Origin of the sequence: Pedobacter soli, from assembly GCF_900101435.1 — a bacterium.
Lineage (GTDB): Bacteria > Bacteroidota > Bacteroidia > Sphingobacteriales > Sphingobacteriaceae > Pedobacter > Pedobacter soli.
This window is the reverse complement of sequence record NZ_FMZH01000011.1, coordinates 154,872-174,619: the sequence shown is the minus strand read 5'-3', so window position 1 is coordinate 174,619 and position 19,748 is coordinate 154,872. Positions and strand designations below refer to the sequence as shown.

The 19,748-nt window shown below is 39.9% G+C and carries 14 protein-coding genes; 5 read left to right on the top strand and 9 right to left on the bottom strand.

Features of this window, described 5'->3' with window-relative positions; genetic code table 11:
- Positions 1-93: 93 nt before the first annotated feature.
- The 4 genes from BLR37_RS20540 to BLR37_RS20525 all read left to right on the top strand — a co-directional run bounded on the left by BLR37_RS20540 (position 94) and on the right by BLR37_RS20525 (position 4,741).
- A complete protein-coding gene (locus BLR37_RS20540; protein WP_090771882.1) occupies positions 94-1,317 on the top strand; it encodes a carboxypeptidase-like regulatory domain-containing protein in 1,224 nt (407 codons plus the stop codon).
- Positions 1,318-1,418: 101 nt separating this feature from the next.
- Positions 1,419-2,636 (top strand): carboxypeptidase-like regulatory domain-containing protein, encoded by a 1,218-nt coding sequence (locus tag BLR37_RS20535; RefSeq protein ID WP_244154718.1) that lies wholly within the window; start codon positions 1,419-1,421, stop codon positions 2,634-2,636.
- Positions 2,637-2,711: 75 nt separating this feature from the next.
- A complete protein-coding gene (locus tag BLR37_RS20530) occupies positions 2,712-3,779 on the top strand; it encodes a PA0069 family radical SAM protein (RefSeq protein WP_090771878.1) in 1,068 nt (355 codons plus the stop codon).
- Between the two features lie 89 nt (positions 3,780-3,868).
- Positions 3,869-4,741, top strand: coding sequence for an ATP-grasp domain-containing protein (locus BLR37_RS20525; protein WP_090771876.1), 873 nt, complete (start codon positions 3,869-3,871; stop codon positions 4,739-4,741).
- 291 nt (positions 4,742-5,032) lie between these two features.
- Here BLR37_RS20525 and BLR37_RS20520 read toward each other — a convergent pair whose 3' ends face one another.
- The 3 genes from BLR37_RS20520 to BLR37_RS20510 form a co-directional block, all read right to left on the bottom strand.
- Positions 5,033-5,557, bottom strand: coding sequence for a CAP domain-containing protein (locus BLR37_RS20520; RefSeq protein WP_090771874.1), 525 nt, complete (start codon positions 5,555-5,557; stop codon positions 5,033-5,035).
- Between the two features lie 137 nt (positions 5,558-5,694).
- Positions 5,695-8,244 carry an ATP-dependent Clp protease ATP-binding subunit gene (locus BLR37_RS20515; protein WP_039477587.1) on the bottom strand — a complete coding sequence of 850 codons (2,550 nt, stop codon included), beginning with the start codon at positions 8,242-8,244 and terminating at the stop codon, positions 5,695-5,697.
- Between the two features lie 667 nt (positions 8,245-8,911).
- Entirely contained in the window at positions 8,912-11,359 is a 2,448-nt protein-coding gene (locus BLR37_RS20510) for a mechanosensitive ion channel domain-containing protein (RefSeq protein ID WP_244154717.1), read from the bottom strand.
- 233 nt (positions 11,360-11,592) lie between these two features.
- Here BLR37_RS20510 and ettA point away from each other — a divergent pair, with 233 nt between their 5' ends.
- Entirely contained in the window at positions 11,593-13,272 is a 1,680-nt protein-coding gene (gene ettA / locus BLR37_RS20505; protein WP_039477580.1) for an energy-dependent translational throttle protein EttA, read from the top strand.
- A 163-nt stretch (positions 13,273-13,435) separates the two neighbouring features.
- Here the strand turns inward: ettA and BLR37_RS20500 are convergent, their stop codons facing one another.
- From BLR37_RS20500 to BLR37_RS20475, 6 genes are all read right to left on the bottom strand, one after another.
- Positions 13,436-13,822: a hypothetical protein gene (locus BLR37_RS20500; RefSeq protein WP_090771872.1), complete on the bottom strand. Its 387-nt coding sequence runs from the start codon at positions 13,820-13,822 to the stop codon at positions 13,436-13,438.
- Between the two features lie 19 nt (positions 13,823-13,841).
- The gene (locus tag BLR37_RS20495) at positions 13,842-14,189 is read right to left on the bottom strand and encodes a hypothetical protein (protein WP_090771870.1); all 348 of its coding nucleotides are present in this window, start codon (positions 14,187-14,189) and stop codon (positions 13,842-13,844) included.
- Positions 14,190-14,558: 369 nt separating this feature from the next.
- The gene (locus BLR37_RS20490) at positions 14,559-15,296 is read right to left on the bottom strand and encodes a GDSL-type esterase/lipase family protein (RefSeq protein ID WP_090771869.1); all 738 of its coding nucleotides are present in this window, start codon (positions 15,294-15,296) and stop codon (positions 14,559-14,561) included.
- Positions 15,297-15,348: 52 nt separating this feature from the next.
- Positions 15,349-18,042, bottom strand: a complete 2,694-nt coding sequence (locus BLR37_RS20485; RefSeq protein WP_090771867.1) for a TonB-dependent receptor domain-containing protein — start codon at positions 18,040-18,042, stop codon at positions 15,349-15,351.
- The gene (locus BLR37_RS20480) at positions 18,026-18,259 is read right to left on the bottom strand and encodes a DUF1456 family protein (protein ID WP_029274124.1); all 234 of its coding nucleotides are present in this window, start codon (positions 18,257-18,259) and stop codon (positions 18,026-18,028) included. The genes BLR37_RS20485 and BLR37_RS20480 overlap by 17 nt, the downstream gene beginning before the upstream one ends.
- Before the next feature lie 179 nt (positions 18,260-18,438).
- Complete coding sequence (locus tag BLR37_RS20475) at positions 18,439-19,743, bottom strand: DEAD/DEAH box helicase (RefSeq protein WP_090771865.1); 1,305 nt, start codon at positions 19,741-19,743, stop codon at positions 18,439-18,441.
- Positions 19,744-19,748 lie beyond the last annotated feature (5 nt).

Genomic DNA, 19,748 nt, shown 5'->3' with positions numbered 1-19,748 from the left:
TAGCAAAATACAATGTCAAATATTCCTATCTGACATCACCAAAAATTTTCATTAAATATTATTAAAACTAAATAATTAGTTTATATTTAATCAATGAAATCATTATTAATCTTATTCTCGCTGGTTATTGCCGGTACCCTATGTTCCGCGCAAAACTATACCCTTACCGGTGTGGTGAAAGATAAGCGCGGAGAAGTTTTACCCGGTGCTGGCGTATATGTAAGTGGTTATAAAATTGCCGTCTCTTCTGACAATAGCGGGGCTTATAAACTAAGCTTAAAACCCGGAAACTACGATATCCTGGTACAGCTGATCGGTTATAAAGCGCTGAACAAAAATGTGGTTATTGCCGATAAAGATGTAAAACTTGATCTGGTTCTGGAAGAAAGTGTTACCCAGCTGGCAGAAGTAACCATAAAACCCGACCCCAACAGGGCTTATTATATTGCCTTGTTTAAAGATTTTTTTGTCGGCACCACGCCTAACGCCGCGCAGTGTAAACTCATTAACCCCAATGTGCTCATTATCGATTATGATCAGGACAATGCTTTCCTTACCGTTAAAAGCAATCAGTTTCTCATCATCGAAAACAAAGCGCTGGGCTACCGCATTAAATACCTGATTAATAATTTCGAATATAGCCGCAAAACCAATATTGTTTATTACCAGGGCTTTCCTACCTACGAAGATTTAAAAGGTTCTAAACGCAAAAAAGCAGCCTGGGATAAAATGCGTTTAACCGCATACCTCGGCTCTCCGCAGCACTTTTTCAAATCATTATTCAATAAAAGAGTTACCGAAGAAGGCTTTATCATCAACAAATTAAAAAGCGTTCCCAACAGTAACCGGCCTAAAGATAGCCTGATTAATGCCAGCATCAGGCGTTTTACACAGGCACAAACTTTTACGGGTAACATCCACCTCACCGTTGGCGATTCGCTAAATTACTGGATGAGGAAGAAAAACCTGCCTAAAGAAGTTTCGGTACTGAGCAAAGCTCCGGTATTACAGGATACATTAGCCCGCCCTACAAGCGAGCCGGCCATTCAGGAAATTAATTTTACCGATAAACTTTATGTGGTTTACACCAAAGAACCTGAGGATGCAGCATTTACGGGCAGACTTAGTTTTTCGATCAGCAGACCACCCGAGTACTTTGGTCATCAGATTTCAACCATTACTTTACAACAACCACCGGTTTATTTCTACGAAAACGGAGGGATTTACAATCCTCGATCGATGCTTTTTTCAGGCTATTGGGCTTGGGAAAAAATTGCAGATAGTGTACCTATGGATTATTTACCCCCAAAACCGTAAAAAAATCGTGGCTAAGTGTTAAAATCGTTAAAAATATTTTAGCTTTTTAATAAATATTAAGCCTTTTGGTTACATTCGTCTCCATGATTAAAAGTCTTTTAGTGTCGCTAATTTTCCTAATTTGGGGCGCTAATGCCATTGCTCAAGATACCTTTTCTATCAGTGGCATAGTACGCGATCAGAAAGATGGCTTACCGGGTGCAAGCATTTATTTAAGTGGATATAAAATTGCCACTGTGGCCGATAACGATGGGCGTTTCAAATTAACGAATCTAAAACCGGGCAGCTACGATTTGCTGGTTCAGATTGTAGGCTACCTCCCCTATTCCAAAAGCGTAATCATATCTGATAAATCGGTACAAGTTGAGCTGGTTTTAAAAGAAAATGTTGCCCAGCTGGATGAGGTAACCGTCAGGGCCGACCCCAACCGTCAAAAATACATTAACCAGTTTAAAGAGTTTTTTATCGGCAAAACGCCCAATGCACTGCAATGCAAAATACTAAATCCGCAGGTTTTAAATGTTGATTTCGATATAACTAAAAGTACCTTAACCGTTTCTACCACTGAGTTTCTGGTGGTTGAAAATAAGGCTTTGGGTTACCGCCTGAAATATATGCTCGATCGTTTTGAGTATAACTCGCGTACGCATATTATTTATTATTCTGGTCACCCGTTTTTCGAAGAGCTCAAAGCATCAGCCTCAAAAAAGAAGAAATACATTACAGCACGAGAAGTGGCTTACTATGGGTCATCCCAACATTTCTTCCGTTCGTTGTATGCCAACAAGGCCCAGGAGGAAGGCTTTATCATCAACAAAATGATCAAAGTACCTAATCCAAACCGTTATCCGGAATATGTAATTAATACTAATCTCGAGAAAATAAAAGCTGTGCCTGAGAAAACGGGGATCAGGCAAACCAAAGGCAAAGTAGATACAGCCCTGCTCGCGTTCTGGACCAAGCAAAAAGAAATGCCGCGTACCATTGATAGATTTTCGCGGGCTGATGTGCTTACCGATACTTTGGTACATTACTACAATCAAAACTTAAAATACCTGAGTTATACCGATGCCTTACTGATTCAGTACACCAAAGAAAAAGAGTCGTTGGCTTATTCCAAAACCGGTTTCTGGATTTTCAGGCCACTGGATGTACCCGAAAATGAAATCTCGGTTGCCAATTTAACCGGAGAAGGTGTTCGTTTTTATGAAAATGGCGGCATTTACGATTCCAGGTCGTTGCTGTATGAAGGTTACTGGGCTTACGAAAAAGTAGCCGATATGGTGCCGATGGATTATATTCCGCTTCCTAAAAAGTAAAATCAGCAGGTTTATTGTGGAAAAGTAGCATTCACTAAAATTTAAAATTGCTAATATTTTTAGTAATTTTATACTATGACTAGTGGAGATGAAAAACAGTATTTTAAGGGCAGGGGCGCTCATGTTAACCCGCACAATCGCTTTTTGAAAGATGTTTACGTAAAAGAACACGACGAAGGGATAGATGACTGGGAAGAAAGCGACCGCAAAACTTCGTTTATTTTTGAGCATTCCAAAACCATTGTCAATAAGGTTGATAGTCCGGATGTAGGCATGGCTTATTCCTTAAATCCTTATCAGGGCTGCGAACATGGTTGCACTTACTGTTATGCCCGTAATTCTCATCAATATTGGGGCTATAGTGCAGGTATTGAATTTGAGCGGAAGATTATTGTGAAACAGGATGCTCCTGCCCTATTTAAAAAATTTTTAGAGAAAAAAGGATGGGATGCTACTACCATTTCCCTTTCGGGCAATACAGATTGCTACCAGCCTGCAGAAAGAAAATTTAAGTTAACCCGGCAACTACTCGAAATTGCCCTGGCTTATAAACAACCTATTGGCATGATTACCAAAAATTCGTTAATCCTGCGCGATAAAGATATTTTACAGGAAATGGCCAGGCTCAATCTTTGCATGGTTTATGTTTCTATTAACAGTTTAAATGAAGATTTGAGGCAGGTGATGGAGCCGCGTACCGCCACAGCGAAGCAGCGATTAAGGGTAGTTGAAGAACTGAGCAAAGCCGGCATCCCCATGGGCGTGATGGTAGCGCCGCTGGTGCCCGGTTTAAGCGATCATGAAATCCCCAAAATATTAAAAGCCATTGCCAGTGCTGGTGCCATAAAGGCAGGCTATACTGTTGTACGCTTAAATGGTGCCATTGGGCAGATATTTGAAGACTGGCTGCGTAAAAATTTCCCCGATCGTTTTGATAAAGTCTGGCACATGATCCAGAGCTGCCATGGCGGCCAGGTAAACGACAGCCGCTTTGGCGACCGCATGCGTGGAGATGGCAACATTTCGCAAATGATAAGAGATAATTTCAGACTGCATTGCCGCTTAAATGGCCTAAACGTAAAGGATATTATTTTAGACCACAGCCTGTTTAAAATCCCAAGTGATCAGATCAGTTTGTTTTAACCAATAATATGTGTTGGTCCGGAAATGTTTTCCGGACTGCAGGGATTGTGGATTTGCAATCCATTGGGATATAACTTAGTTTTAGCACCATGAATATTGCATTAGTTACCTACCTTGATAAAGGCGCTTACGATAGTGCCACTGTTGAAAGCGAAGATGATAAACTCTTAATTTTTTTAAAGGAAAAAGGGCTGAAGATAGAAACTGTAATCTGGAACGATCCCAATGTGAACTGGAAAAGCTATGATTTGGCTATTCTAAAATCGCCATGGGATTATTTCGACCTGATTAATGATTTTTACCAATGGCTAGATCAATTGGAAAATTTAAAAGTTAGGCTACTTAATCCAGTTGAAACTGTAAAATGGAATTCCAATAAACTTTACCTGCAGGAAATTGAAGCAGCAGGCTTGAAAATTACCCCCAGTACTTTCATCCGCAAACAGGAAAGTGCTAATCTGAACGAATTTTTCGGAAAATATGGAGTAGATAAACTGATTGTAAAACCCTGCGTAAGTGGTGGTGCCAAAAATACATTTAAGGTTACAGCTGATAATGTGGCTGAAGTAAACCAGAAGCTAAACAACCTGCTGCAGGAAGAAGATTTTATTGTACAACCTTTTTTACCCGAGATCCTCGAAAATGGTGAATGGTCGTTTATCTTCTTTAACGGCGTATACAGTCATTCTTTGGTTAAGCAAGCAAAACCAGGCGATTTTAGAGTGCAGCCCGCACACGGCGGTTCTGTACATCCGCAAACCCCTGGTGAAGAACAGATTGCCACGGCACAGCAATATATAGATTCATTTGCCAATAACTGCCTTTATGCACGAGTAGATGGCACTTTCGTAAACGGCGAGTTTTTACTGATGGAACTGGAACTTATTGAACCATTTTTATTTTTAAATACCGACCCGCAAAATTATGAACGCTATTATAAAGCTTTACAGGAGTTGATGTGAAGATAATCGTCATTGCGAGGAGGAACGACAGCCGGCCCCGACTTCTCGGGGAAGCAATCTTAAAGCGTATGCTATTAGCTTTTATTTATGTCACGTGTTGTCAGGTATTGCTACCTGACAATTGAGTTCAATCTATAAATTTTATATCTAAAGTCAGATGGGAACATCTGACTTCACTACAATAACCCCGTGTTGTCAGATATTGCTACCTGACAATTGGGTTGAATCTATAAATTTTATATCTAAAGTCAGATGGTAACATCTGACTTCACCGCGATGATACCCGTATTTTTATTTTGCACCAAAAACCTGTGTCCAGTAGTTATCGGCGCGGGCAGCGCCCATTTCTTTAAAAGATGCCGTCATGATGTTTTTGCAGTGGCTTTCACTTGCCATCCAATCATTAAAAACCTGCAGTTCGGTAGTTTGTCCGGTAGCAATATTTTCGCCTACAGTGGTCCAGTTGTAACCTGATGCGGTAACCCTCGTACCAACTGTTTCGCCATTTGCAGAGGTATGTACCATGCTTTTGATCGACGCCATGTATTTACTTTGATAAATCGCAGCTGAGGCCAGGTTAGCATTCCAGGTTAAGGCTGCTACCGGTGGCATTTTAGTGCTGCCACAATTGCATCCTGCCAAACGGATATCGTTAACCAGCTTTAAAAGCACATCGTTATTGATATTTGTAGTAGCAGAAGCTTCTATTTTTAAGGTTGTAGGGGTCTCAGGCGAGGTAGAATCGGTTCCTTTTTTACAAGACAAAAACGCACAGCATAGCGCTACGCACATTAATTTGGGGACGATAGATTTCATGACTATAGTTTGTTCATCGAAAGATACTATGTTTTTTATAAAAAGAACTATTCCCGAATCAATTTCATACTCCTTACACAGCTATCCACAACTGCATTGAAACAAAAAACTCCCGGTTTTTGACCGGGAGTTTTAAATTATTTAGCTGAAGAATCTTCTTCGGCGGATTGTTCTTTCTTCTTTTCGCCTTTTTTGTGATTTACCGAAATTACATCTGTTGTTTTATCGTAATCGATTTCCAACACATCTCCTTCAGTTAATTCACCTTTAAGGATTTCTTCGGCAATCGGATCTTCCAGATATTTCTGGATGGCCCTCTTTAACGGGCGGGCACCGAAGTTACTATCGAAACCTTTTTCGGCAATATATTCTTTTGCGTTTTCAGTTAAGGCAATATCGTATCCCAAAGTATGTACGCGACCGAATAATGCTTTTAATTCGATATCGATAATTTTGAAGATTTCTTCTTTACCTAAGCTGTTAAATACAACCACGTCATCTACACGGTTTAAGAACTCTGGTGCAAAAGCACGTTTTAAAGCGCTCTCAATCACACCACGGCTGTGTGCTTCTGCCTGGTTGTTTTTAGCTGAAGTAGAGAAACCAACACCTTGTCCAAAATCTTTCAATTGGCGTGCACCAATATTCGATGTCATGATGATGATCGTATTTCTAAAATCAACTTTACGGCCTAAGCTATCAGTTAATTGTCCTTCGTCTAATACCTGCAATAAGATATTAAATACATCAGGGTGCGCTTTCTCAATTTCATCCAATAAGATTACCGCATAAGGTTTTCTTCTAACTTTTTCAGTTAACTGTCCACCTTCTTCGTAACCCACATATCCCGGAGGCGCTCCTACCAGACGTGATACAGCGAATTTCTCCATGTACTCGCTCATATCAATTTGAATCAAAGCATCATCGCTATCAAACATGAAACGAGCCAGTTCTTTGGCCAATTCAGTTTTACCTACACCGGTTGGCCCTAAGAAAATGAACGAACCAATTGGTTTTTTAGGATCTTTTAATCCAGCTCTTGTACGTTGGATGGCTTTGGTTAATTTCTTAATCGCATCATCCTGACCGATAATTTTCTCAGCCACTTTATCGTACATGTTCAACAATTTCTGGCTATCAGTTTGGCCAACACGTTGCACCGGAATACCAGTCATCATGGCTACCACTTCTGCTACGTTATCTTCTGATACTTCGTAACGTTTGGTTTTGGTTTCGGCTTCCCACTCTGCTTTGGCTTTATCTAATTCTTCAATTAAATTTTTCTCAGTATCGCGGAGTTTTGCAGCTTCTTCATATTTCTGGCTACGTACAACCTTATTTTTCTCTAACTTGATATCTTCAATTTTAGCTTCAATATCAATAATGTTCTGCGGAACATGGATGTTGGTTAAGTGTACCCTCGATCCTGCTTCATCTAAAGCATCAATGGCTTTATCGGGTAAGAAACGATCAGAAATATAGCGTGAAGTTAACGTAACGCAAGCCTCAATTGCTTCCTGGGTATACGTTACACCGTGGTGTTCTTCATACTTATCTTTAATGCGGCTTAAAATCTCGATGGTTTCATCAGGAGTAGCCGGCTCAACCATCACTTTTTGGAAACGGCGGTCTAAAGCACCATCTTTTTCGATATACTGACGGTATTCATCTAAAGTAGTGGCACCGATACATTGAATTTCGCCCCTGGCCAAAGCCGGTTTGAACATGTTTGAGGCATCAAGCGAACCAGATGCACCTCCCGCGCCAACAATGGTATGAATCTCATCAATAAACAGAATTACATCTGTAGATTTTTCAAGCTCGTTCATTACCGCTTTCATACGCTCTTCGAACTGACCACGATATTTGGTACCAGCTACCAACGAAGCTAAATCTAACGTAACTACACGTTTGCCAAAAAGCACACGCGAAACTTTACGTTGTACAATGCGCAAGGCCAGGCCTTCTGCAATTGCCGATTTACCAACTCCTGGCTCACCAATTAAAATCGGGTTGTTCTTTTTCCTGCGGGATAAAATCTGCGATACACGCTCAATTTCTTTCTCGCGGCCTACAATCGGGTCTAAACGGCCCTCTTCTGCAGCCTTGGTTAAATCGCGACCGAAATTATCCAAAACAGGTGTTTTAGATTTGATATCTGAAACCTTTTTAGGTGTACTAAAGCTTTCTTCTTCGCGATAATCATCGTCGCCACCTGTAGAGGCGCTGTTTGAAATATCGTCTCTGAAGCCGTTCTTATTTACTTCTACCTCTTGTTTAAAAACATCGTAAGTAACGCCGTATTGTAATAAGATTTGTGAGGCGATGTTATCATCATCTCTCAAAACCGACAACAATAAATGTTCGGTGCCAATTAAATCGCTTTTAAATATTTTAGCTTCTAAGTAAGTAATCTTTAAAACTTTTTCGGCCTGTTTCGTCAACGGAATATTGCCTAAGTTTACTGTAACACTCGACGTACCGCGAACGGCATCTTCAATTGAGCGGCGCAATTTACCAGTATCAACTCCTAACGATCGTAAAATTTTTATTGCCATACCATCGCCTTCGCGGATGAGGCCTAATAATAAATGCTCGGTTCCGATGTAATCGTGCCCTAAGCGGAGCGCTTCCTCCCTACTAAAAGAGATTACATCTTTAACCTGTGGTGAAAATTTTGCTTCCATAATACCTTTCTTAACAGCTACGTCCCTAAACTATAAAATAAATTATAAAAAGAGTAGGTGCTGTTTTCTTTATTTTATCAACAATTGCGCCATCCGGGTGGATAAAGAGGCCTATACACGCCTGAAAGCCCTAAAATTAATGTAAGAATGTCGTCGTGATAAATAATATTTTATTCCTATTTATCTACGTATTAAGTGTTATAAAGGTTTTAAAGGGATTTTTGCCAAAAACATCCGCTTAAAATAATTCTATTGTCGGTTTATTGTAAGTATTTCCCAACACTTAAAAACTGACAAATTGTATCTATTTATATAGGCAATTTACAAGTTTTGACAGAAAAATAAAAGGAACATGCCATCATTTAACATTTTATTGAGACAAAAGTCAACAATCTAATCACTCCTCTAAAACACCTATCTAAACTACTATACGGAATTAACATAAAATTGGTTGTTTTTGTTTAGTAAAAAACAAGGTTAGATTTAGATATAACCTAAACAAAAAGCCTTTCAATCCTGAAAGGCTTTTTGAGTTTACTAACGTTTACGGTATCTACTAAGAACTAATCCGTACGTTAAAAGTATAACATTTATACTGCTTACGCTGTTTTGTATTTTATTATGAAAATATGCTGATAATTACATTAAAACCAGGTTAGAAATGCTTTTATGCTTTCGGATAGCGTACAGTAATTTCCTGCTGCTGAAAAGGAATGTTAATATCGTTAGCTTTAAAAGCCTCGTTAATGGCTACAATTAAATCGCTTTTGGTGGCCAGTGCCTGTCCAATGTGCCTGCTCCAGAAATAAACCTTAATATCAATAGCACTGCTTGCAAACTGTTCGAACTGTACTACCGGGCCTGGGTTTTTGGCTATCCGGTCTTCATTACCCAATACCTCCATTAAAACCCGTCTGGCTTTTTCAAGATCGGTTTCATAGGCAACCCCAACTATGATTGATAACCGTTTACGGTTACCACCCAGCGACCAGTTAATGAGGTGTGCGTTGAGTAAATCGCCGTTGGGCATTACCACATCCGCGCCATCCCAGGTAGAGATGACACTACTCCTGAAACCTATCGATTTCATGGTTCCCCCCTGCCCGTCAACATCAACAATATCACCCACATTTACCGGTTTTTCGAAAGCAATAATTAAACCGCTTACCAGATTATTTACCAATGTTTGCAAACCAAAACCAATACCTACTCCCAATGCCCCCAATATAATCGTAATCCTATCGACAGGAATGCCCGCAGCGGCGATGGCCAAGAACAAACCAATGGCCAAAATGGCAATACGCACCAAAAGCAACCAACTGCCAATGCCATACCGCTTTTGATCGTCTTTATGCTCCAAATGCTTATCGGTAGCAAAGAACGAAACTACTTTCGAAACGATTAGCGAGATCACAATAATGACAATGAACAGTAAAACGGTATTGATGCTAAAGGTGTAATCGCCAATAGTCCTGTCGGCGCTAAAAAATTCTTTTAAGGGTTTCGAAAAATAATTATAGGCCGGAAAATTGCGCCCGAACAATACTAACCAACCTGCAACCAGCAAACCATAAAATAATAGCGGTGCCCGTTTACCAACTTTAGAAAAATTAAGGTAAAACAGTTTTTTATCCTGCCCCGAGTAAATATTGAAAGCCAGAAACAATCCTTCGTTAATGAGCCTTACCGTCCAAAGGAACAGAATGGCTACCACTACATTTAAATAGCCGCTGATAAACAGTGTTTTGGCCATGTTATACCTACCGAGGATGTTGGCCAGCATCGAAAATGCTTCCAGCAATACCATAAAGCCTATCGAATATACGATCCACTTCTCTCTCAAAGTATCCCTTTTGCCTTTCAACAAAGTAAATAAACCAAAAACAACTCCAACCGCCGAAATGATCAGAATGAGCCATCTTTCGGTTCTCGATGCCTGCAGCACCAGGTTATCGACCGCAGCAAGCATAAAAAGTATCACCATGAAAGTCCATACCCGCATCCAGTACTTATTGATGAACTTGCTGAAAATGATACTGAGTGATACACAGGATATGAGCCAGAAGATGACATTGAGTACAAAGGGTGGCGATCTGAAAATGAACTGAAATATACTGATTACGATGAGCAGGGCAGATAGAAAAGGATATCTGATTACCAGCTGTCCTTCCATATCCGGCCGCAGCAGGTTTGATTCGGTATAAATGCCCTTAAGCGATTTAAGATAAGTGTAAGATAAAAACACCAATAGCAACAAGGTAAACAGCTTCCCGTAATTGTTTTCGGCATAAAAACCGAGTGTCATGCCACCCTTTACCCAGGAGTGCGACAATATATCACCAAAAGGCCTGTAATGCCCTTCAGGGCTTGAAAGATCACCAAATTCGCGTTTAAAACTATTATCGGCCATTGCTTGCTGGTAGGCAGCTATTTCATCCAAATGGTTTTGTAGCTTAAACACCGTCACATTTACCTGTGCCAACAGGCTTTGGATATTGGTATTGGCAATTTTCAGCATGCTATCAACCGGTTTAATTTCGTAGGCCACCAATACCACCTTTTGGAGGTATTTGGTTAGCGAAACAGAATCTTGCGGAAACTTAAAAAGAGCCGGCTCGCCCGACAAAGAATCGAGCTGATAGCGAAAATTATTCAGCTGTTGCTGGTTGGCATCCAGATTGATTTTACGGGTATTGGCCTTATTGAGTAATTCGGTTAATATTTTAGCTGTTGCTGTAAGGTTTCGAAAAGTTTGGGCAGTGCCTTTATTGATAAAAACCCCATCACTTGCGCGGGTAAAGTCATCATCAATCGCTTTTAATTCGGTTTTTATGCCCGGCGTATCTAAGCCATTACTGAGGTAGTTCTTGGCTTTTTGCATGGCTTTGCGTACCTGCTCAAATATCCTGATCTGATCGATAACCGCCTTATCGGCTTCCAGCTCTGCTTTGCTTTTTTTTGCCGAACTTTTGGCAAAATCCTGCATTTTGGCTACAAAATTTCGCTTTAAGCTATCGGCAGCCTGCTTAGCTTTTAAAGTATCTGTGCCTTGCGCCGGCACCAGATTCGAAACAAACAGGAACAAAAGGAAGAGCAGCAGACTTTTAGTTTTCATAGGCGGCGAAATTAACGTCAATAATACAAAATTATCGGCTTTTGACCGAACGGTATTTAAACCAGACCAAAGCCAATTTTACCCAATAAAGTCCTTTGTAATAGCCCTGTTGTTTCTATCTTTGTAGCGATTTGAATTTACCCTGGCATTTAAAGCGTAAAACGGATCTCAAATCTAAACGTCCTCCAAGGATAAAACACAAGGTTTAACATTATAAAAACAACATAAATACGATGTCAGACGAAAAAATAATCTTTTCTATGGCAGGTGTAAATAAAATTTACCCTCCACAAAAACAGGTTTTAAAAAATATCTATCTTTCTTTCTTTTACGGTGCCAAAATCGGCGTTATCGGTTTAAATGGTTCTGGTAAGTCATCACTTTTAAAAATCATTGCAGGTTTAGATAAATCTTACCAGGGCGAAGTTGTTTTCTCGCCAGGCTATTCGGTTGGTTATCTGGCACAAGAGCCAATTCTTGATCCCGAAAAAACCGTTCGTGAGGTGGTAGAAGAAGGTGTCGCAGAAGTTACTGCTATTTTAAAAGAGTACGAAGAAGTAAACGAAGCTTTCGGTTTGGAGGAAAATTATTCTGATCCAGATAAAATGGATAAGTTAATGGCTAGACAGGGCGAGCTTCAGGATAAAATAGATTCGTTGGGTGCATGGGAAATCGACTCGAAATTGGAAAGAGCGATGGATGCTTTGCGTTGCCCTGATCCGGATACTAAAATTGCTGTACTTTCAGGTGGTGAGCGCCGCCGCGTGGCCATGTGCCGTTTATTGCTGCAGCACCCAGACGTATTGTTATTGGATGAGCCTACCAACCACCTGGATGCAGAAAGTATCGACTGGTTAGAGCAGTTTTTACAAAATTACGAAGGAACTGTTATTGCAGTAACTCACGACAGGTACTTCCTTGACAATGTGGCCGGATGGATTTTAGAGTTAGACCGTGGCGAAGGTATTCCGTGGAAAGGAAATTACAGCAGCTGGTTAGATCAGAAAGCGAAACGTTTGGCTCAGGAAGAGAAAACCGAAAGCAAACGCCAGAAAACCTTGGAGCGTGAGCTGGAATGGGTACGTATGGCACCGAAAGCCCGTCATGCCAAATCAAAAGCACGTATTGCCAACTATGACAAATTAGCCTCTGAAGATGGCAGAGAAAGAGAAGATAAATTGGAGCTTTTCATCCCTGCCGGACCACGTTTGGGTAACGTAGTAATCGAAGCAACCAATGTAACCAAAGCTTATGGCGATAAGGTATTGTTCGATAACCTGAACTTCTCGCTCCCACCGGCAGGTATTGTGGGCATTATCGGTCCGAATGGTGCCGGTAAAACCACTTTATTCCGTTTAATTACAGGACAGGAAGAAGCCGATGCCGGAACTTTCCGCGTGGGCGAAACGGTTGAACTGGGTTATGTAGATCAGATGCACAACGATTTAGATGCAGATAAAACTGTTTACGAAAACATTACCGATGGCTTAGATAATATCCAGTTAGGTAATAAAGCCGTTAACGGACGTGCTTATGTTTCTAAATTCAACTTTAACGGTGGCGATCAGCAGAAAAAAGTAGGTATTTTATCTGGTGGTGAACGTAACCGCGTGCATTTGGCCATTACATTGAAAAAAGGAGCCAACGTATTGTTACTCGATGAGCCTACCAACGATATCGACGTAAACACTTTACGTGCACTGGAAGAAGCATTAGAAAACTTTGGTGGTTGCGCAGTGGTGATTAGTCACGACAGGTGGTTTTTAGACCGGATCTGTACACATATCCTGGCCTTTGAAGGCAACTCAGAAGTGTATTTCTTTGAAGGTAACTATTCTGATTACGAAGAAAACCGCAAGAAACGTTTAGGAGATGTAACGCCGAAACGCATCAGGTATAAAAAATTAAGTTAAAGCAAAGTCCCGACCAAAAATCGGGACTTTTTGTTTGAGAAGCGCAATTTGAAAAGCATTATAAATTCCCGAAGTTTAAAACCAGATACTTGGGAAGTTTTCCTTAGAGAAGTCAAGTTTTAATAGTACGGTGCACATTAAAACTTGACTTCTCTTATAGCGATTACATAGAAGCAGTAAAAGGATTCGGTCTTAAACTCTCTTTCGCTTTGCGTTTACCTCTGAAAAAGAAGTACAGATTAATAAAAAGCATTATACCGAGGTAAATAGAAAACCCACCAATTTTAGAACTTAAGGCCTCAATGATATTCCTGTAATCATTAACACTAATTTCGATCTTCATAATCCTCAACGCAAAACCGATATTTAAGAGATAAAAGCCTGTTTCAAACAGTTTGTTCGTGGCAAAGGCTATTTCTTCCCTCCCTTTAAAAATATCAAGCATATACACCTTACTATTTTTAAACAAGGTTTTTGAAACATAAAAAGTTAAGAAAAGTGCAACAGGTAAATAAACTGCGTAGCCGATTAAAATTTTTGTCGTTTCCATAATCCGGATTTTTAGATTGTTATTTAATTAATTTATGAATGGTATTGGTGAGCAAAAAGATATTTAAGTAATGAAGCACCGAGAGGAGGCAAATGATAGTAGCCACTTTTACGGCCATAATTTCAATAAGCTGTAGCGATGAGGTGATAGTCTCCCAACCTATTAATGTCATACTGGCATAGCCAATATTGACCAGATAATAAGCTACCAACAAAGATTTATTAATCTGCTGGCAAAGCTCCAGATGTTCGGGAATCAATTCGGCTACAAATATATTTCCATTGCGATAACATATTTTTCCCACCACCACAATGATGAATACGATGATCGAAATAAAAATGCCATAGCCAAGTATATTGTAATCCATGATAAGCTGATTTAACACCAATAAATTAAACTTTCAGAAAAAATTGAAAATATGGATTAAAAAATTTAGGGGTGCTTCCCCTACTGTTTCAACCGATTTTCTTTCTCGCTTTTGATGATGTAAACATAAAATAATATTATTGAAATTTCAAATATTATTGAAAGTTTATTTTAAAAATATTTACTAACTCCTACTTAGACTGACATTACAATAAAAAATCGTCATTGCGAGAGGGCTTTTTAGCCATCGAAGCAATCTAACTAGAAGCGAATAGCCACCGCATTAAGATTGCTTCATCCAATGAAAAATTGGCTTCGCAATGACGATCGATTGTATTAGATTAATCACTAAAGCTCAGAAAACTTTACACTAGTGCCAGCTTTTAAGTGCCTTTTTAATCGCTACTTCGGTAACAGTTTCCATTATTTTGTAGCCTGCTAAATTGGGGTGTACCCCGTCAACCGTAAGTTCTGCACGCTGGCCATTGCGTTCGTCAACCAATGGTGTCCAGTAATCTAAAACAGTAAAATGTTTTTGTTTGGCATAAGCTACAATCAGCTCATTCAGGGCCATAATTTGTTCGGCAGCAGGCACACTTTTATTCCACGGATACTGGTAAACAGGTAAGTATTTGCAGAGGATAACCTTAATGTGATGCAGTTTGGCAAGCTCGGCCATAGATTTAATGTTATCCATAATCTTTTCGAGCGTAACATGCCCGGTATTTCCGGCAATATCGTTACTACCAGCTAAAATAATCACCACCTTCGGTTTGAGGTTAATTACATCCTGCCTGAAGCGGATTAACAGTTGAGGAGAAATCTGACCGCTAATGCCTCTATCCAGGTATCTTCCATTATTAAAGTATTCGGGATCTTTCTGCTTCCAAAACTCAAAAATCGAACTTCCCAAAAATACCACCCGCTTCTCTTTTCTTTTTAGCGGTATTAAAGCAGCATTTTCTTTACGGTATTTGGTTAGCGCAGCCCAATCATCAGCGAAATTTTCTTTTTTAGGTTTAGTTTTTAACGAATCGGCATTAGCATCTTGTGCTGATACACTGCCTGTAATAATGAATAGAAGGAAAACCAGGATATAACTTTTCATGGGACGTTTTAGGGTTACAACAGAAGCGCTAAACTAAAATTTAATTTCTGCTTTAATTCAATTCTCCTGTATTAAAGTTGTTAACCCGGGTACGGACTCTCTTATCGCCGAAGGTGCTGATGTTGTAGGTAAGCGTGGCTTGCACAAACCTGCTGATGAACCGCGTTCTGTTTTCAGAAATGGAGTTATTGCTAATGCTGGTTTGAAACAGCGAACCCTGGTTAAAAAGATCGTTCGCCTGCACTGCAAAACTAAGCCGGTTATCTTTTAAGAAATTGGCATTCATACCCATGTTTACCAGTAATGGGTTACCTGAATTTAAATTGTAGCCAAAATTAAGGCTTTTAGAGGCCGAAGCATTCAATCTGAAACGTTTGCCCGGAATCCAGCTGGCACCGCCATTTAAGGCTAAAATCTGTACATTTTTAATGTTCTGGTTCAAAACAGAGTAGGTATTTGAGCTAAAACTATAAGATACACTGCTGTTTACCGAAAATTTCTTTTCATTAAGATTAAACCTGAAAGCATTGGAAAGATTAATTCCGCTACTTCTGTTTAAAACGTTATCGGTGTAAAATACATTATGGCTATAGCCCACATTTCCATTTAATGACAGAGAAAGTTTGTTGGTCATTAGCCGCCTGTTTAACGAGTAATTGCCCCCCATGTTGTAAATACCGTTTACGTTCTCGTAGGTAGTTTGCTGCTTTAAACTGTTTAAAGTATCGCGCAAAAATATGGTATTGCTCACCACACTGTTAAATGCAAAAGAGCCTGATAGGCCAGCCATAATACTCCAGCCCGATTTAGCCCCGAACTGGTTATAGCTTAAATCGGCCGAATGACTGGTGGTGGCTTTCAGATCGGGATTTCCGATAATGAGGTTTTGTACATCGTTATTATTGCGGATAGGCTGAAGTTTATTAAAATCAGGCGAACTGGTATAACCATTGTAACCGAAACTTAAACTCCGGTTTTCTTTAATCTGGTAGCTCAGGTTGCCAGAGGGCGAAAAATTTAACTGATAATTGCGCAGCTGCTGTCCGGTATTCTGGTATTTACCAATAATGATACTGGGCGAGAAATTTAACCCGAAATTATAACTGATCTTTTTTGCGTTCGTATTAAACCCGATACTAATGTTCTGGTTAATGAAATTTGAAACATAATCCTGCCCAAGCGAATCGACCAGAAAGCTGGCGCCAAATTTATCGGTAACGGTAGTATTTTGGGTGTTCTGGCTCCTGCTTACCGAAAAGCGGTACGATAAATTGATAAAACTATAGCCCGTACTATCGTTTGCCTTCTTCAGCGAATTGGAAAACTGGATATTTCCGCCCACATTGGAACTCCGGGTATCATTTTCGACCAGCCGGTTTAAGAGCGAATCTTTAACCAATACGTTGGTAGTTTCGTTGTAATAACGGATAATATCGTTAATACTGCTGTTCGATTTCCCTCCGTTACTACTAAAATTAAACCCCATTGACAGCGACCGCCTGTTGTTTGATAAGCGTCGCGACCAGTTGATGTTACCCCCTATGTTGGGGTTACTGTTTCGCGAACCGGAATTGGAAATAAGATCTTGTTTAATAATCCCGGTTTTATCAGAAGTAGAAAAAGCATTGTTCCGGCTGCTCCCTAACGTTCCTGAAAGCGCTGCATTAAAATAATTCTTTTTGGTAGCTCCGTTTAGTCCCAGGTTAATGCTGTTGTTAACCGAACTGCTGTTGTTGGCACTTTCCCTTAAATCGTAAATGGTTCCTTGCGGATTAAACGTTTCAAGATAAGTGCTCTGAATGGAGTTATTGCGGTTATTGTTAAAGTTGTAATTCGCATTAACACTAAATTCTTTTGAAATCTTATCTCTTATATTTCCATTTAAACCGGCATTATATAGCTTACTAAATTCATTATCGGTCATTCCATACCGGCCGCCAAAGCCAATTTGCTTTGTTTTTTTCCAGATGCTGCCATTTGTACCCAGGTTATGTGCATTATTGGTAGCAGATGATACATTTACACCACCAAAAACACCTTTATCCATCCCCGGTTTGGTAACCAGGTTTAACATTTTTTGTGGGGTACCTATTTTTATGCCGGTAAAATTGGCTTCATCTCCATAATCGTCAATAACCTGTAGTTTGGCAATAATATCAGCTGGCAACTGCCTGATGTAATCTTCTACATTACTGGTAAAAAAATCTTCGCCGTTAACCCGCAGCTTGGTCATTTTTTTGCCCATAGCGGTAACAGCACCTTTCTCATCAACCTCAACACCCTGGAGCTGTTTCAGCAGGTCTTCTACCTTATCGTTTTCCCTTACCGTGTAGGCCGCGGCATTGTACTCGATGGTATCTTTTTTAATTTTAATGGGATCTACTTTAACCTTAACCTCTACATCTTCTAAATGGATAGGTTCGGTTTTGAGTATAATGGGGTCTAAAACTGTCCCTTTTTTAGAGGATTCGATTTCGTAAACGGAAGCAAAAGGTTTATAGCCCAAAGCCTTCACAACAAGATAAAACTTATTGTTGTTTACTTTGGCGAAGGCAAAACCTCCCTTACTATCGGTGGTGGTCCGCAAGGTATCCTTATCGGTCATTACCTGAATGCTCACCCCTTCGATGGGCTTTTTCAGTGAATCGATTACGGTACCATTTACTTTAGATTGAGCGCGCGCGTTAAAAGAGAGAATAAGCAGTACAAAAAATAATAAAAAGCAGAAATTATTGCTTTTTTTCATCTCTTGGGCCCCTTTTATAAATGACAAGACCGTTTAAAAAATTACGCAGGATCTGATCGCCGCAAGGCTTAAAATTTTCGTGGTCTTCATTTCTGAAAATATCGCCCAGCTCTGCCTTGGTAACCTTAAAACCTACCAAATCGCAAATGGTAATAATATCTTCCGTTTTAAGTGATAAGGCTACTCTAAGTTTTTTTAATATATCGTTGTTGCTCATGCAATTTTAATGTTTTAATGTTAGAACGTTTTAATGTTGAAATGTTGCAAAATTTGAGAATTTTAATGCCCAAATGTTTTAAGGTTGGAAAGTTTTAAGGTTGAAATGTTACCCTATCCAAACTAATGATTATTGAACTAATGAAAAACTGAACCGTTAACCCCAGACTCCCGACTTTTTTAACTGGCTATCTCTAATTTAAGTTTCTTTCCTTTAATTTTTTCGCCGTTTAGTTTTTTTAACAATTGGTTAACCTTGCTACGCTTTACCGCTACATAACTGGTGGTATCTTTAACTTCAATCAAGCCCAAATCATCTTTGGCTAAATCTCCTTTTTGTAGAAACAGGCCTACAATGTCGATTTTATTAATTTTATCTTTCTTACCATGGGCCAGGTATAAGGTTACCCAATCACTCGCCTCAGGTAAAGCATAGCGGTCTTCCAAAATTTCCTCCTCAATATCATCGGGCAGGTATTTATAGTTTTCTTCGCTGGTTAAAATAGCGTAGGCTGTTCCTTTTGCATGCATACGTGCCGTACGACCGTTGCGGTGAATGTATGCATCTTCGGTATAAGGCAATTGGTAGTGTACAATGTGCTCAACTTCTGGAATATCTAAACCACGGGCAGCCAGATCGGTAGTAATTAAAATTTTATGACTCCCGTTCCTGAATTTTAGCAGTGCTTTTTCCCTGTCGAACTGCTCCATACCCCCATGAAAAACATCATGCCCGAGGCCATGCTCAAACAGCAGATCACTAATGCGATCGACAGTTTCGCGATGGTTACAAAAAACGAGTGTGTTTTTATTTCCTATTTTACTCAGCAATCTGAACAGGTAATCGAGTTTATCGGCTGCAGGTGCAGTGATTTTTTTCAGTTTTAAGGCCGGCTTAACAGCAACGTTTTGCGAAAAATCTACTTCGGCAGGTGCATTAATTTTTACAAAGGCTGGAATTTCTTCCATTTTGGTAGCCGAAGTAAGGATACGTTGCTTTAATGATAATAATGAACCGATGATATAAGACATATCGCTTTCGAAGCCAAATTCGAGCGATTTATCAAATTCATCCAAAACAAGCGTTTCGATAAAAGATTCGTCGAAGTTCTGGTTATCGAGGTGATAAGCAATCCTGCCTGGGGTACCAATAAGTATGGCCGGCGGATGCGCAAGATTATTCTTTTCTACGCGTACAGCATGCCCGCCATAGCAGCAGTTTACCTTAAAAGAGGTACCCATTTGCTTAAATACCTGCTCAATCTGCAAGGCAAGCTCGCGCGAGGGAACCAGAACCAAAGCCTGCACACCTTTAACACCTTGCTTTAAATTAGCCAGCACAGGCAATAAAAAGGCAAGCGTTTTGCCCGAACCGGTTGGCGCAATTAATACCACATCTTTGCCGGTTCTGGCCGCCTGTACGGCCGACTCCTGCATTTGGTTAAGCGCAGTAATATTTAGTTTTTTTAAGGTGTTTGCTATCATTCGGC